The following is a 15,007-nucleotide window of genomic DNA, read 5'->3' as shown; positions in this document are numbered from 1 at the left end:
CCCTAACAATAGCCTATATCTGGTTCTGTAACCTAACTGTTTATCCCCTTATGCTAATCACTCATCAGCCCTGCCGGCGCAGAGCGCATTTTTATAAGGAATACCCGATGCTGGATACTGCTTTTGTGAGTTACGTTACCGTGATGTCTATTACACCGGGCCCTAATAATCTGCTGCTAGCCTCTTCCGGCGTTAATTTTGGCCTGCGAAAAACGCTGCCAATGACTATGGGGATCACGCTGGGCTGTGCAATCCAATGCGCGTTAACCACGTCTTTATTAGCCGTTCTGCTGAGCTGGATGACCGTTATTCGCCTTCCGATGGCGGTTATTGGCTGCAGCTATCTATTTTGGCTGTCGTGGAAAATATTCCGTTCATCAATGCCGCAGAACAAGGCCGAGCAGCGCCCTATGCGACTGATAAATGGCGCGCTGTTTCAGGTGATAAATCCAAAAGCCTGGCTGATGGCAACCAACGTGGCCATTCTGTTCACGCCGCCATCGGGCAATATGCTTCACCACACGCTGGCGAACTGTATCGGTTTTGCCGTGCTGAATTTCCCGTGCGTGTTGATTTGGGCGATGATGGGTGACCGCCTTCGCAAGGCCCTGCAGGTAGAATGGAAGCTCAAGGCGTTTAATACCGTGATGGCAGGATTGATGGCACTGACCGCGCTGTGGCTGATTGTGGATGAGCTAAAAAATGTCGTGACTCATTGAATGCGCGTGGCTTTTTTAGTACTTTAAAATACCTGTTATCATCAGGTTATAATAAATAACCTGATGATAAGCTGAAAATTTTAGAGAATTAAAATGGTTAAGGCTTATTTTCTGGTTGGCTTCGCTTTTGTGTTCGCGCTGTTTGGTTATTTTTCACTGGATATTCTCGTCTCACAATATCTGGGTGACCATCAAGGGGCGATTATTGATTTAAGAGCCTTTATTATTCTGCCGCTAACGCTCGCCGTAGAGTACGTTATTTACTTTATGGTCTCGTATTTCTTATTTGATAAAGTCAAACCGTTAACCTTAAAGCAGGACAGTTTTTTTCAAATGCTGTCGTTGATTATCAACGCCGTATTCCTGTTTATTTTCGTTTCACTCTACAGTCGTGGCCTGAGAGATTCGGTCGCTGACGGTGTAGCATTGCGCGTTGACGATTTTCCCGCGACCAAGATTTATCTCTCTTCGATGATTGCCTCTCTGCTTTTATTGCTTGGTGCGCGTAAATTCTGGCGCCAATAAGCGCGCCCGAAGCTTAACGTTTGACAGGGGAAAGGCGGGAGGGCTGTTGATTGCTAATGTGCGCAATCAGGCCGGTGATGGAAAGTACCATGGTCGAACGCACAATTTGCTGATAGCGCTGGCGCTGCATAGCGATTAATGAGTCATCAGCTTCGCCAGGCTTGAGGAAGGTCGGCGCAGGCGGCAGCAAAGCCACGCAGTGCAGCTCCCCAAAGGGTCCAAGTATTTCATCATCGGTAAAACGGTATTCGTTGCCGTCGTAATTTAGCTCTTCTCTCAGAGCCATCAGCAATTCAGCGTCTTCATACTCATTGCGACTAATCACGCCAAGCGCATAAATCAGCTTCAGCCGCACAGCCAAATCGCCCAAGGGTCCGTTGCCGGTTAGCAACGGTTCTACAGCGTATTTCACCGCATAATCATCTTTGCGAAAGACCTGAACCACCAGAATATCTAGCGCTTCGGCCAACAACTCCACAGCGGTCATAAGAAAACTTCGTACAGTTTTACCCGCATTCAATTTTTCCAATACCCGGTTCTCAAACGCCTGTGCTTTTTCCATGGTCGCTATTCACGATGTTAAGTGAGTCTTTCAACGCCCACGGCGTCATCCTTGATAGAGGTTTGCCGGACGGCGAATATTGCGTCCGGCGAACCTTTCTTTACCTGGTGTTGGGTTAACCCGACGCCCATAAGCGGCATTCACGTTCTTTGCTCGTTGCCACTGCAGTGCCTTTGGGTTCGACGTTGATGCGCCCGTTAGTGCATTTTCTCATAAGCGCTAACCGCCTGAGCAACCACTTCACCGTCGGCAGGCAGACCAGAAATCTGCGCCAGCGCGGCTTTCGGTCCTAGCGTGTTCAGCAGCTCTACCAGTTCTTGGGCCTGAGGGTCCTGCTCGCTGCGATAGCGCATCGCGGCGGCAATACCGACCACCAGATTGGCATGAGGCAGTGCGTATTCTTCGGTGCCCAGCAGCGGTTTTACCAAACGATCACCGGCGCTCAGCTTGCGCAGCGGCTGGCGGCCTACGCGCTCGACATCGTCGTGCAGGTATGGATTTTCAAAACGAGAAAGAATTTTGTTGATGTAGGCAGCGTGCTTTTCTGCGTCAAAACCGTAGCGCTTAATGAGCACAGCGCCGCTCTCTTCCATCGCACCTTTCACCACGTCACGCACTTTAGGGTCAAGAATGGCGTCACGGATCGTCGCGTGGCCCGCCTGTTGCCCCAGATAAGCGGTGATGGCGTGGCCGGTGTTGAGGGTAAAGAGTTTACGCTCAACGAAGGCCATAAGATTGTCGGTCAACTCCATGCCTTTGATATCAGGCAGCGGACCTTTGAATTGCGTTTTATCAACAATCCATTCGCTGAATGTTTCAACAGTGACTTCGAGGGGATCGGTGGTGCCTGCCGCAGCGGGGGGCACAATGCGATCGACTGCGGAATCCACGAAACCGACGTGAGCCTCAACCCAGGCTTTTTCGTCTTCCGGCAGCGCGTTGAACACATGCTGTTTAAACTGGCTGGTACCGCGCACCATGTTTTCACAAGCAATAATATTCAGCGGGCTTTCAATGCCTTGCTGATGGCGCAGCACTAAACCTTTAGCCACATTCGGCGCAATTTTTTCAAGAACGGTTGGGCCAACGGCGGTGGTCACCAGGTCAACCTGAGCAATCAGGTTAATCGCGTCCTGACCGGCACTGTTTACCGCACTGACATTGCTGACAGGCTCAACGGTCGCCTGCTCTCCAACCACGTGCACGTCATAGCCTTTACGGCTGTTAAGCGCATCCAGCAGAACAGGGCTAACATCGGCAAAGGTTAATTCAATTTTTGCATCGGCAAGCAGTTTGCCAATAAATCCACGGCCAATGTTACCTGCACCAAAGTGTAAAGCTTTCATGATAACTCCCTAAAACGGTGACAAGAACCAGGAAGCTCTGGGCTTCGAATCAACAACCGGGTCTGCTACCCAAACGTTGGATATGACAGACCCGGTTAGTGACGTTCTCAATTTGTATAACTATCGACAACCCGAAGATTATCAATCAATCGATTTTATCCGCGAATGATCTGGAGCACTTCTTCAACACTATTTGTGTTCGCCAGACGGTCAATAACGCCATCTTCGTCGAGCGCCGTGGTCAGTTTGGTGATCACGTTGATGTGCTCGTTATTGCGGGCTGCAATACCGATAACCAGACGGGCAGAATCATCTTCATCTTCGCCCCAGCGGATACCTGCCGGATACTGGCAGAATACGATACCGGTTTTCAGTACGCGATCTTTAGCTTCGATGGTGCCGTGCGGCACCGCAATCGACTCGCCGAGATAAGTAGAAGTCAGCTGTTCACGCGCCAGCATAGCTTCTACATATTCGGGTTGGACGTAGCCGCCTTTCACCAGTTGCTCACCGGCAAAGCGAATCGCCTGCTCTTTATTGGCCGCGGTCAGACCGAGGAAGATATTTTCCGGACTCATGCGAAACAGGTTAGCGTTGTCCGCATCACTGACCAGACTGTCATTGAGCGTAGTATTTACTTTCTCTTTGTATTCGCTGGTTTTATTAACTTCAACCAAACGAGCAACCAGATCGGTATAGAGGCCGCTGTCGAGGAAGTTGGTCAGCGAAATGTGCTGCGCGTGAGGAACCTGACGCAACGCACGTTCGGTGAGATCGCGGTGAGTAATCACCAGGTCCACATCGTCCGGCAGATTGTTAATCGCCGTGTTGGTGACCGAAATATTGGTCAGCCCAGCGTCCTGCACTTTTTTACGCAGCACACCCGCACCCATGGCGCTTGAGCCCATACCCGCATCACAGGCCACGATGATTTTACGCACGGTTGACAGGTCGCCAGCAACGCCGGTCGCAGTACCGGGTTTGCCGCCTTTAGACTGCGCTTTCATGTCTTGCACGCGACGTGTTGCTTCTTCCAGCTCGTCTTCGTCTTTCACTTTCGAGCTTTTCAGCAAGATAGCCGAGACCACGAAGGAGACCAGGAACGCTGCAACAATCGCTGAGATGTTAGCGAAGTAGGCACCTTTTGGCGTCATCGCCAGAACGGCAATGATTGAACCCGGTGAAGCCGGTGATACCAGACCACCGTTCAGCACGGTCAGCGTGAACACGCCGGTCATACCGCCGAGAATAACGGCCAACAGCAGACGAGGGTTCATCAACACGTATGGGAAGTAAATTTCGTGAATACCGCCCAGGAAGTGGATAATTGCCGCACCGCCCGCTGACTGTTTGGCGCTGCCGCGGCCGAAGACCATATAAGCAATCAGCACGCCCATGCCCGGGCCTGGGTTAGCTTCAATCAGGAAGAAGATAGATTTACCGGCTTCGGTTGCCTGTTGGATCCCAAGCGGCGAGAAGATGCCGTGGTTAATCGCATTGTTCAGGAACAGGATTTTTGCCGGTTCAACGAAGATAGAGGCCAGCGGCAGCAGGTTATGAATAACCATAATATGCACGCCAGCAGCCAGCAGCTTGGAAAGCGCTTCGACTAACGGTCCAATCGCCAAGAAGGAGAGCACGGCCAGCAGCATGCCGATAATACCGGCCGAGAAGTTGTTAACCAGCATCTCAAAGCCGCTTTTGATCTTGCCATCTACCCAGCGGTCAAAGCGTTTAATACACCAGCCGCCCAAAGGACCGGCAATCATTGCGCCGAGGAACATCGGCATATCCGCACCAACGATGACGCCCATGGTGGTGATTGCCCCGACCACGCCACCGCGGTCGCCGCCAACCAGACGCCCACCGGTAAAGCCGATAAGCAGTGGCAATAGATAGGTAATCATCGGCCCGACCAGCTTGGCCAAGGTCGCGTTAGGGATCCAACCTGTTGGAATAAACAGTGCGGTGATAATACCCCAAGCGATAAATGCCCCAATGTTAGGCATTACCATGTTACTCAGGAAACGGCCGAAGTTTTGAACTCCAACCTTAACGTCTGGTGAAAGCATAAAACACACCCCTATTGATACGCGCTAACAATAAGAGCGCGTTATACGTGGTAATTATTGGGACGGTATATTTACCCATAAAGTGATGGGAGTCCGTCGAATTGCTGTCTGCAAGGCGAACTCTAGCACGTCATTATGACCACGCGTAGAGCGGCCTAGACTCGTGATAGCGATCACAGCCTACCCCCCCAACCACCCCGCGTTATGGTGATCTAGATCACACAAAAGCCCTGTAACTTAAGCACAAAGAGCAAAAATTAAGCACACTGGTAAAGTATTTGTGATCAATATCACTATTTTTCAGTCAAGGTTTATCTCAAAAGCGTGATGTTTATCACAATTTATTTTTGCATTGTGACTGAAATTTTGCTTAAAAAGACAACAGCAAGGGTAACGATGGAGTTTGGGAAGGCACCAGTGGATTGAACGTGAAATAAAATTACGGGTCAGTGATGGAGAACCTGACAAAATCGGCTTCGAAAATGAGGAGAAAGAGAACAAGGATAAAATACGGGAAAATGATTCGAGAAAATAGGCAGGGCCATTTAGTATAAATCGCTCAATGGGGCGATCAAGCAATCTGATAAGGTTAATATAAGGTATTATCTTAATAATAAGTCATTAGAATACCTTACAGTGTTGTCTCAAAAATGGAAATCATCGTGAGTATCGTATCAAACTCAGTTTATAATAATGTGGCTATCAATGAGACAATCGAAAGTTTTTTGAAACGACGACTGAGTCGATCGATTTGTCTAAAATATGCTTATACGGTTATGAATAAGAAGAACCCTTCTGAATATTTCGCAATAACAAATTACCCTGATGAATGGGTTAAAATATATAAAGATAATAATTACCAATATATCGACCCCGTGGTTACTTTTGCGCTAAATCGTATTCTTCCTTTTTCATGGAGTGATGATCTTAAAAATCATTCGAAATTAAATATATTTGATGTCTCAAAAAAATATGAAATTAGAGATGGCTATACTTTCGTGGTTCACGATAGTAAAGATAACTTAGTCAGTCTATCCATTATCATTGACGAAAGTAATAAAATGAGCATCGAATATTATCTCCATAGAAACAAAAATAGTATTCAAATGCTACTCACCGTAATACATCAAAAAATTACATCTTTATATATTGACAACAATTGTATAAAAAACTTCAATGAGACCAAAAAAAATGATCTGCTCTCTAAAAGAGAGAGTGAGGTTCTTTATTATATAAATATGGGTAAAACATATCAGCAGATATCTCTTGTCATGAAAATAAAGTTGACTACTGTAAAATTTCATTCGGGGAATATTATGAGAAAACTTCACGTTAGAAATACTAAGCAAGCAGTAAGAGTAAGTACTGAATTAAACCTTTATAAAATCACCCCATAAAAACTAATAATATTGCTGCTAATGTAACATTTTTATTACGAATAGCATCTATTTTATAATATTTTTTGACATGGTGATTAAACTTAATACAAAGACTTAATTCTGAATAAACATTACCTCACCTCACCAAGCAAATAGGGCTTCTTATTTATTCATGGCAATCATATATTGCCCTCTTTCAAATAACTTTATTTATTAATCGGTTACTATCGAGGTAATGAAATCAACTAGCCATACTACTAGTTTTAATAACGTTAAATCTCAATGTATAAGCGAGTTATTATAACAAATAAAGTAAACTCAACCAAACGACTGGCTTGTTTTGCATAGGGTACTGTAGAAAAAAATCAAGCTATTCTTTAGATTTCGAGTAAACTACTACAATCATTAACATAGTTATGGACTGAAAAATGAATGATCTATTTTATAAAAATGAAAATATAAACCTAATCATTAAAAATTTTATTGATAAAAAACTTAGAGGGTTTGAAGAAATAAAATATGCCTATGCTGTTATGAATAAAAAGAACCCCACAGACATTACAATTATAACAAACAAAGATGACTGGTTTGAACATTATACAAAGAATAAATATCAGTTGAGTGATCCCGTTCTTATTACAGCAACTAATAGAATTATTCCTTTCTCATGGGATGAAAACATCATGATTAATTCAGGCCTTCGTTTACCAAAAATTTTCAACATGGCTAAAGATTACAATATAATTAGTGGGTATAGTTTTATAGTCCACGACCATAAAAACAATGTCGGTGTTCTTTCTTTAATGACCGATGAATATTGTAAAAATGACGTCGAAGTCAAAATTGAGAGTCATAAAGATCAGTTGCAAATGCTCTTACTTACGGTACATGACAAACTCATTTCGCTTTATAGCGAAATGAGTTTGTCCGATGATAAAAATAAGAAAGCCGTATTTTCCAAGCGAGAGAATGAAGTTCTATACTTTGCCAGTTTAGGGAAGACTTATAACGAGATTGCCACTATTCTCGATATCAAATTGTCAACGGTAAAATTTCATACCGGTAATGCATTAAAGAAACTTGGAGTGAGCAACATACGGCAAGGCATAAGAATAGCAACTGAATTACAGCTTATTTATCCAATAATATTATAAATTAAAAACGAGTGGCCAAGAAATTAAATCCTTGCATGTGCTTGTTGTCGTTCTAAAGATTCGGTTAACTAACAGCTTTTGATTGTCTTCATCTACGGGCATAAAGATTAAGTATACTTTCTCTTTTTTCTCAGAGATTCCTTTTTCAACAATAATTATTTTCCAACCAGATTTTTTGAAAATTAAATACATCGGATGGCTCACTATTGCATAGATACCTGCATAACCATAGTTGCGTGCATAATTTATTTTTGCCAAAAAAAGCATTGCACATATTGGTTCTTTGTATAAGTCTGACTCTTTTAGTCTGGATTTATCGATGAATAATCGGCTTGCTTCGATGAATTTTCCCGCAGGGAGATTAAATTCTTTGAAGTAAGGAAGAAAAGTACCGGTTATCATCGTTGGATATTTTGTTTCAATAAATCGCAAACTACACAACACTACATTGTTATATACACCCACTATATAGGTCGTATTGGGCGTGTCGTATTGGTCAAACTCTAGGTTACCCGTGCATGATACTGCCCAGTTCAATCTGTCTTTGAAAACAGTCTTCCTTAACGAATAGATCTCTTCTGATTTTTCTTTAGATAGCTCACTGTATTTAATATTAAAAAACTTTATCATATTTAAATGCCCCCATCCATAGCGACTATATTATAGTTTCCCGAGGAGAATATCTGAGTCATCGATAAACAGCTACATATAATAGCATTTATTATAAATTTTACTTCTTAGATATAAATTAAATTCATTTAAAAAATACTTGTACTGTATATATAGTAAATATAGATAAATCAACACGTCCATTTACTGCGTTATAATTAAACTATCAAACAATCTTGCCTCACTGAGAATTTTCCCTTCGCACTGGCTACTTATCTGCATTCAAAACACAGCATTCTTATATTAGCTATACCAAAGTAGAGGTAGCATAGGTTAACAAACTACACCAACCGCCAGCTAACCTATCATTTTAAGAAATATAATCTACTAATACATATTATATTCTTTATGCTTATGGTGACTTCTGGAGAACAGTGTTTTATTCAATGGAGGAGAATTTTAACATGGTTACATTCACAGCCATTCTTATTGCTATGAAAATAATCTACCTTATATTAAAAATAATTATTATAATCAGAAAGTTAATTACCAACAAGCCGTAAAATTCTTATTCCTTAAATCATCTTTAACTTACCAGAAAAAAATAATAACCCTAAATCTCGAATAAAAGGTTTGGCTTATTAGATAATAAACCCTATACTTAAGACCAGTTAAGCAATATACAAATTCCCTGGTGTTGGCCATTTGGCAACCCCTTATCTCGCCGAGAATAAGGGGATTTTTTTATTAGTAATTTATAAGAAAATACTTTCCCATTAATATATCATTCGGAAATTAAGTTTCTGAATTATATATACTCCATTGCTAAATACGGGTAATTCCTCATATAAAGTCATGCAGGTCGGGAAATATTGATTTATGAATTTTCCCAAAAAACACTCCATCCTGCGTTATGCGAGTACATCCTGCAGCGCCTTCATGGCCTGCCGTGCAACATTTATCGGGTTCTCCTTTTTGAGTGAGTCACTAAATACTTCTAACCCAATTGGACCACTATAACCGCCCTCCTGCAGACGTTTAATGAGAGTCTCAAGTGGAAAATCACCCTGCCCCGGCAGTAAACGACTGTGCCGAGCGGTATCTACCAGATGTTCCGCACTCGGCAGTTCCGCCAAGTCAGAAAGCTGCACCAAAAAGATTTTATTCATCGGGATGCCGTTCAAGTCGTCCACGGTACGATGACCGACGAAGATATGAAAAGCATCGACAACCAGCCCGAGATTAGGCTCGTTAATCCGCTGAACCATCTGCCAGACGGCGGCAGTATTGTTGATATGCGTGCTCCACGCCATGCCCTCATAAGCAATGCGTAAACCACGCGATGCCGCTTGCCGAGCAAGCCAGCGTAAATCCTCCTCAACGCGATCGGCAACACACTTTTTATGCGTGGAGGCCGGTGCCAGCAAGGTTGTTGCACCCAGCTCAAACGCAGTATCCAGCATGCGAATGGCCTCCTGACGTTTTTCCTCTCGAATATTATCCGGGGCACCGTCAAAATCCAGCAATACCTGATAGTCAGTTAATTCTAACGCCAATGCATTAAGCAGCGTCCTGACCCCTGCCGTATCGCCTCCAAACGATTCTACGTCCTGCCGCCAGAGTTCAACTTGATTAAAACCGGCAGCCTGCACGGCGCGCAGTTTTTCTTCAGTGGATCCCCCAAGACATACCGTATTTATAAACAGTGGATTTTCAAACTTTCTCATTTACATGCTCTCCAGCCAATAGTTCTCGCGCGTGTTTTATAATGATTCAACATTTTACGATGCACTGAATAACGTGTTATATCAAAATAAAGGATTAATTAACTCGACATATTCAGTTTTATTATATTTAAATGAAAATAATAACCACGGTGAATTAATATTCATTAGGGAATCGTCTATAGTGTTATTTGATGAATAGTTGTTTGTAGATGTTACGGTGAAGCCGCACGATTTTGATTACTCCGTGGTTTATTAACTCATATAGTTCATCAATACGCTGGATTTTATTCCAGCAGATCTTTACTCTGGCCGCCCCTGATCAAATCCTTAGAAATGAGTGCTTGTAATGAAGAAGATTTTTCCGCTGTCAGCCATCATTATTATCGTTATCGTTGCCGTAACCGTTTGGCGGCTTAACAGAACCCCCGCACACAACCCGCACTATGATGCAACGACCTGTGCTGCAGTGGATATTTTGGGCAAGAAACCGGTTGATGATAAAGCGCTGCTGGAAAGGGTTCGTTACATTATCACCAATGAAAACAACTCTTATGCCGTCGATCAGGTTAAATATAATGAAGACTTGGCGAAGGTTTCAGTCAAGCGGTATCAGGCGTTAAGCACGCAACAAAAAACGTTCGCCGGTCAGAATATTGACAGCTGTATTCAGGCGATGACAAAGGGCGCGGCAGATAAAACGAATCAGTAGACGTAGGCCAGAAAAGGCCTTATGAATAGGCAGAGCCTTTACAAGCTCTGCCTTAATGCGTCAGTAATTACTTACCCTGCGCCTTGCTGATTGCTGCCTGCAGGTCTTCTGCAGACACTGCACCCGGCAATATCGTGGTGTTATTGGCGTTGGCATCGCGGGTTGGCATCACGATGAAACCAGGTGTTCCCTGGAAGCCCAGCGTTTTAGCCAAATCGTCATTCTTAGCCAGCGTCGCGTGCGTTTCCTGACGATGCGCATCGCTGGGCAGTGCTGCATGCACTTTTTCTACCGCACCAGAAATATCGGCGTCAGTCAGTTTGCCTTCGTCATGACCGGTAGCATAAATCGCATTGTGATAGTCCAAATAAGCCTGAGCGCCCTTCTGTTTGTAAACCGACAACCCGGTTTCAGCCGCAGTAATCGACGCCTTCCAGCGGTCACCAAAAATTGGCCACTCTTTAAACACGAAGCGTACGTTTGGATTGGCCTTAATGGTTTGCTCCACCAGCGGCGCCATGTGGCTACAGTAGAGGCACTGGTAGTCGAAAAATTCTACGAATGCGACTTTCGCATCTTTTGGACCATAAGACGGGGTATCTTTATCCTGCAACAGCGCGGGCGCATTGGCTAACACGGCGGTCAAAGAATCACTGGCCTGTTGCTGCTGCTGTTGTGCTTGCAGCTTCTGGCTCGCCTGCACCAACACTTCAGGATGCGCGATGATGTAATCAGAGGCGATTTTGCCAATAGCCTGCTGCTGCGCGTCGGTAAAGTTGGCGCTGTCTGCTGCCGCAGCCAAACCAGGCATTGCGATCAGCCCAGCCAGCAAAGTCATCATATGATGTTTCATAAAAAACACTTCCTTAGAGTTAGAGGCTTAAATTTTTTCACAAATTTAAAACAGATGAATGACATAAAAACTAAAGTATTACGCCGATGGCAGGCATCAATAAATTGTGAGCTTTTATTAATCATGCCGTTTTTTTTGATAAAAAAAACCACGCTGCTACACGTGGTTTAGATTTTGACCCACTTATTCAGCACGTTATCAGAGATTACCGGCAATAATCTTCTGCGCATCGACCAGCGCCTGTTGCTTACCCAGCAGGCCTGTCATCATCGCATTGTACTGCGTGACCTGTTGCTGAGTCGGGAACTGCACGGCACCGTTGGCAAAAGCAACCTGCGTTCCCTGCTGCCCCAGGAAATCACCGACAGCAATGATGTCTTGCGTGAAACCTGACAGAGCGGGAACAACCGGGATCAGGGCATTGGCCGGCTGAGTCACGTCCTGAGCATAAACCTGATTGTAAACCGCTTTCAAATCATCAGGCTGCTTAAGCGCTGCCTGCGCGGTGTCGGCAGTCGCTTTGGCGGTCTGAATTTGCTGCGCCAGCGTATTGAGGGTACCTGCCGCCTGCTGTAGTGCAGGCTTCTGCTGCAAATAGTCCTGTGGCACACGAATCTGGGCAATGCTGTTCACTGCAGGGGACAGACTGTTATTAATGGACTGCTTCATCTGACGGGAGAAAGTCAGAATGATGGTGTAATCGTTGACGTAGTTGCCAAATTTCTGTCTCTGGTCTTCGCTCAGCGTGGGCAAGTTTTGACCACTGCGCATCACAGTATTTTGCAAGTAGTCGATGAACGCTTTCCTTTGCTCCGGCTCTTTATCACCACAGGCGGTAAGTTGAAAAACCACCAGTAATGCAACCACAGGCGCCAGCCAGCGCGCTAAAGTCCTGCTCCTGATCCCTACAGTCATTTTCCTGACTCCTGATTTGAATTTCTTATTAAGTACTGATACTCAAAAAGTAGCTTAGTAGAATAGACCATCCTGTGGGCTTAGGATACAGCAAAGAAGTGCCTGCCCAAAGCCGGTGCACGCTGCACGAATAGGGGGATTAGCGCCGCCTCCACTGGCTTGTCTGCCGCGTTCGACCCTTTATCCTACGTCTGGATACGTTTAAATAAAAACAATTAAGACGTTGATTTTTTAACCCTTAATTATGATTTTTACCTAATTTTTCTCTCTACTTAATCAATTTGGCAAGGTTATTGCCTGTTGTTTGAGAGCAGGAGCGATAGCGGGAAACCGGTGTCGCCATACAATTTGAAATAAGGTCGCTAGGGTTCCGGTCTGCGCTGTGCAGATGGCTGGTCCGAGAGTGACCGACCGCCCTCTGGCGGTTACACGGCGGGATAAAAGCCCGGGAGGCCAAAGCGAGATCCAATCTCGCCGCCGACCTCCTGCACTTTTCCCGTGGTCAACGTCAGAGGAATTATCATGATTAAAGCTTGCCAACGCCTGCTGCTCAGCGCCCTATGCTTTGCCGCACTTCTCAGCCAGCCCGCCCTGGCCGCCGTTAAACCTACCTTTAAAATTGCCTGGTCAATTTACGCCGGATGGATGCCTTGGGACTATGCCCAACAAAGCGGCATTCTCAAACAATGGGCGGATAAATACGGCATCACGATTCAGTTTGTGCAGGTTAATGACTACATCGAATCGGTCAATCAATACACTTCAGGCGGATTTGACGGCTGCACCATGACTAATATGGACGCGCTGACCATTCCCGCAACCGGCGGCGTTGATAGCACCGCGCTTATCGTCGGTGACTATTCCAACGGCAATGACGGCATCATGCTCAAAGGTAAAGGTGACATTACATCGTTGAAGGGCCAGTCGATTAATCTGGTCGAACTTTCAGTTTCGCAATACCTGCTGGCGCGGGCGCTGGAAAAATCGGGTATGAACGAGAAAGACGTGACCGTAGTGAACACCGCCGATGCCGACCTGGTGGCCGCCTTTAGCACTCCGCAGGTGAAATCGATAGTCACCTGGAACCCGCTGCTGGCCGAAGCCAAAAAGCAGCCGGACAGCCACGAAATTTTCTCTTCCGCCCAAATCCCCGGCGAAATTCTCGACCTGCTGGTTGTTAACAGTAAAACCCTCACCGCCCACCCTGAACTCGGCAAAGCGCTGACCGGCGCCTGGTATGAAACGCTGAACGCCATCAAAGGCAACGGCAGCGACGCGGTTAAAGCGCGCACTTTTATGGCTCAGGAGTCCGGAACCGACCTCAAAGGTTTTGACCAGCAGTTGGCGGCAACCTACCTCTTAAGCTCACCGCAGCAAACGCTCGATTTCGTCAGCGGCGCGCAAATTAAAACCACCATGCAATCCGTGGCCGAGTTCTCCTTTAAACACGGCCTGCTGGGCGACGGTGCGGCCGATGCCACCACGGTGGGCATTACCACGCCTACGGGTAACTGGGGCAATCCGGCGAATCAAAAGCTGCGCTTTACCGATGAATTCGTGAAGCTCGCTGCCGCCAACAAACTGTAATCAACCGCTTTCCACCGTTTTTAAAAAGGGCATTTCGATGCGCAAAATGATCAACTACCAACCGCAACGCTTGTCACGTAGTTTGCTCGGGCTGCTGCCCCTGCTGCTGCTGGTATTGGTTTATCTGATGGCTTCGGATGCCCGCCTGGCGGTCAATGCGTTCGACAAACTGCTGCCGAGCTTCTCCTCAATGGGCGACGCTATCTATCGGATGGCGTTCGAGCCTAGTCCCCGAACCGGTGAATATTTGCTGTGGACTGACACCTACGCCAGTCTGGTTCGCCTGCTGAGCGGCATTGCCATCAGTGCTTTTCTCGGCCTGGCGCTGGGCATATTCTGCGGCGCACTGCCCGCCGTGCGCTCACTGATTTCTCCGCTGGTCACGCTGTTTGCACTTATCCCTCCGCTGGCGGTATTGCCGATCCTTTTTATCTGTTTTGGCCTCGGCGAACTGTCGAAAGTCGTGTTGATTGCCGTGGGCGTGACGCCGTTTATTGCACGTGACCTGCAGCAGCACGTGCAGGCTATTCCGCACGAACAGTTGATAAAAGCACAGACCCTAAGTGCCCACAGCGGGCAAATTCTGTGGCGAATTATTTTGCCACAGCTGATGCCGCGCCTGCTCGACGCCGTGCGGCTTTCATTGGGTTCCGCCTGGTTATTCCTGATCGCCGCCGAGGCTATTGCCGCTACTGAAGGGTTGGGTTACCGCATTTTTCTGATGCGCCGCTATCTGGCGATGGACGTGATTTTGCCCTACGTGGCGTGGATAACGCTGCTGGCCTTCCTCCTCGATGCCTTGCTGCGCCTGATAAGCCGCCGCTGCTGGCCGTGGTATTACGTTAAATAA

The 15,007-nt window shown here is 46.0% G+C and carries 14 protein-coding genes and 1 riboswitch; of the genes, 7 read left to right on the top strand and 7 right to left on the bottom strand.

Annotation, left to right across the window (positions count from 1 at the left end; genetic code table 11):
- The first annotated feature begins 107 nt into the window (after positions 1–107).
- Both GA565_RS01560 and GA565_RS01555 read left to right on the top strand, forming a co-directional pair.
- Positions 108–719 (top strand): LysE family translocator, encoded by a 612-nt coding sequence (locus tag GA565_RS01560; RefSeq protein WP_152197101.1) that lies wholly within the window; start codon positions 108–110, stop codon positions 717–719.
- Positions 720–812: 93 nt separating this feature from the next.
- Positions 813–1,244: a hypothetical protein gene (locus GA565_RS01555; RefSeq protein WP_152197100.1), complete on the top strand. Its 432-nt coding sequence runs from the start codon at positions 813–815 to the stop codon at positions 1,242–1,244.
- 13 nt (positions 1,245–1,257) lie between these two features.
- Here GA565_RS01555 and GA565_RS01550 read toward each other — a convergent pair whose 3' ends face one another.
- From GA565_RS01550 to GA565_RS01540, 3 genes are all read right to left on the bottom strand, one after another.
- Positions 1,258–1,806: an MltR family transcriptional regulator gene (locus GA565_RS01550; RefSeq protein WP_152197099.1), complete on the bottom strand. Its 549-nt coding sequence runs from the start codon at positions 1,804–1,806 to the stop codon at positions 1,258–1,260.
- A gap of 197 nt (positions 1,807–2,003) precedes the next feature.
- Positions 2,004–3,152 (bottom strand): mannitol-1-phosphate 5-dehydrogenase, encoded by a 1,149-nt coding sequence (mtlD, locus tag GA565_RS01545; protein ID WP_152197098.1) that lies wholly within the window; start codon positions 3,150–3,152, stop codon positions 2,004–2,006.
- A 155-nt stretch (positions 3,153–3,307) separates the two neighbouring features.
- Complete coding sequence (locus tag GA565_RS01540; RefSeq protein ID WP_152197097.1) at positions 3,308–5,224, bottom strand: PTS mannitol transporter subunit IICBA; 1,917 nt, start codon at positions 5,222–5,224, stop codon at positions 3,308–3,310.
- Between the two features lie 662 nt (positions 5,225–5,886).
- Between GA565_RS01540 and GA565_RS01535 the strand changes: the two genes are divergently transcribed.
- Both GA565_RS01535 and GA565_RS01530 read left to right on the top strand, forming a co-directional pair.
- Complete coding sequence (locus tag GA565_RS01535; protein ID WP_226950891.1) at positions 5,887–6,621, top strand: LuxR family transcriptional regulator; 735 nt, start codon at positions 5,887–5,889, stop codon at positions 6,619–6,621.
- Positions 6,622–7,031: 410 nt separating this feature from the next.
- On the top strand, positions 7,032–7,757 hold the full coding sequence (locus GA565_RS01530; protein ID WP_152197095.1) for a LuxR family transcriptional regulator: 726 nt from the start codon (positions 7,032–7,034) through the stop codon (positions 7,755–7,757).
- On the opposite strand, the gene GA565_RS01525 is transcribed toward GA565_RS01530, so the two are convergent.
- Together GA565_RS01525 and GA565_RS01520 are read right to left on the bottom strand one after the other, a co-directional pair.
- The gene (locus GA565_RS01525) at positions 7,752–8,387 is read right to left on the bottom strand and encodes an acyl-homoserine-lactone synthase (protein WP_152197094.1); all 636 of its coding nucleotides are present in this window, start codon (positions 8,385–8,387) and stop codon (positions 7,752–7,754) included. The two genes, GA565_RS01530 and GA565_RS01525, sit on opposite strands and share 6 nt — an antisense overlap.
- Positions 8,388–9,277: 890 nt before the next feature.
- Positions 9,278–10,093: a sugar phosphate isomerase/epimerase gene (locus tag GA565_RS01520; RefSeq protein WP_152197093.1), complete on the bottom strand. Its 816-nt coding sequence runs from the start codon at positions 10,091–10,093 to the stop codon at positions 9,278–9,280.
- A 346-nt stretch (positions 10,094–10,439) separates the two neighbouring features.
- Between GA565_RS01520 and GA565_RS01515 the strand changes: the two genes are divergently transcribed.
- Positions 10,440–10,802: a hypothetical protein gene (locus GA565_RS01515; RefSeq protein ID WP_152197092.1), complete on the top strand. Its 363-nt coding sequence runs from the start codon at positions 10,440–10,442 to the stop codon at positions 10,800–10,802.
- A 67-nt stretch (positions 10,803–10,869) separates the two neighbouring features.
- Here the strand turns inward: GA565_RS01515 and GA565_RS01510 are convergent, their stop codons facing one another.
- Together GA565_RS01510 and GA565_RS01505 are read right to left on the bottom strand one after the other, a co-directional pair.
- A complete protein-coding gene (locus tag GA565_RS01510) occupies positions 10,870–11,655 on the bottom strand; it encodes a DsbA family protein (RefSeq protein WP_152197091.1) in 786 nt (261 codons plus the stop codon).
- A 198-nt stretch (positions 11,656–11,853) separates the two neighbouring features.
- Positions 11,854–12,570, bottom strand: coding sequence for a DUF3053 domain-containing protein (locus GA565_RS01505; protein WP_152197090.1), 717 nt, complete (start codon positions 12,568–12,570; stop codon positions 11,854–11,856).
- A gap of 351 nt (positions 12,571–12,921) precedes the next feature.
- Positions 12,922–13,024, top strand: a riboswitch (guanidine-I (ykkC/yxkD leader).
- Positions 13,025–13,095: 71 nt separating this feature from the next.
- On the opposite strand from GA565_RS01505, the gene GA565_RS01500 reads away from it, so the two are divergent.
- Both GA565_RS01500 and GA565_RS01495 read left to right on the top strand, forming a co-directional pair.
- A complete protein-coding gene (locus tag GA565_RS01500) occupies positions 13,096–14,157 on the top strand; it encodes a putative urea ABC transporter substrate-binding protein (protein ID WP_370518086.1) in 1,062 nt (353 codons plus the stop codon).
- Positions 14,158–14,194: 37 nt separating this feature from the next.
- Positions 14,195–15,007: an ABC transporter permease gene (locus tag GA565_RS01495; protein ID WP_152197088.1), complete on the top strand. Its 813-nt coding sequence runs from the start codon at positions 14,195–14,197 to the stop codon at positions 15,005–15,007.

The sequence above is a fragment of the Rouxiella sp. S1S-2 genome (assembly GCF_009208105.1).
Taxonomy (GTDB): domain Bacteria; phylum Pseudomonadota; class Gammaproteobacteria; order Enterobacterales; family Enterobacteriaceae; genus Rouxiella.
This window is presented reverse-complemented; position numbering and strand designations above follow the sequence as displayed.

Coding starts and splice junctions, on each gene's coding strand:
- GA565_RS01540 (WP_152197097.1), bottom strand. CDS start 5,224: ATGCTTTCACCAGACGTTAAGGTTGGAGTTCAAAACTTCGGCCGTTTC.
- GA565_RS01505 (WP_152197090.1), bottom strand. CDS start 12,570: ATGACTGTAGGGATCAGGAGCAGGACTTTAGCGCGCTGGCTGGCGCCT.
- GA565_RS01520 (WP_152197093.1), bottom strand. CDS start 10,093: ATGAGAAAGTTTGAAAATCCACTGTTTATAAATACGGTATGTCTTGGG.
- GA565_RS01555 (WP_152197100.1), top strand. CDS start 813: ATGGTTAAGGCTTATTTTCTGGTTGGCTTCGCTTTTGTGTTCGCGCTG.
- GA565_RS01525 (WP_152197094.1), bottom strand. CDS start 8,387: ATGATAAAGTTTTTTAATATTAAATACAGTGAGCTATCTAAAGAAAAA.
- GA565_RS01495 (WP_152197088.1), top strand. CDS start 14,195: ATGCGCAAAATGATCAACTACCAACCGCAACGCTTGTCACGTAGTTTG.
- GA565_RS01560 (WP_152197101.1), top strand. CDS start 108: ATGCTGGATACTGCTTTTGTGAGTTACGTTACCGTGATGTCTATTACA.
- GA565_RS01550 (WP_152197099.1), bottom strand. CDS start 1,806: ATGGAAAAAGCACAGGCGTTTGAGAACCGGGTATTGGAAAAATTGAAT.
- GA565_RS01510 (WP_152197091.1), bottom strand. CDS start 11,655: ATGAAACATCATATGATGACTTTGCTGGCTGGGCTGATCGCAATGCCT.
- GA565_RS01515 (WP_152197092.1), top strand. CDS start 10,440: ATGAAGAAGATTTTTCCGCTGTCAGCCATCATTATTATCGTTATCGTT.
- GA565_RS01530 (WP_152197095.1), top strand. CDS start 7,032: ATGAATGATCTATTTTATAAAAATGAAAATATAAACCTAATCATTAAA.
- mtlD (WP_152197098.1), bottom strand. CDS start 3,152: ATGAAAGCTTTACACTTTGGTGCAGGTAACATTGGCCGTGGATTTATT.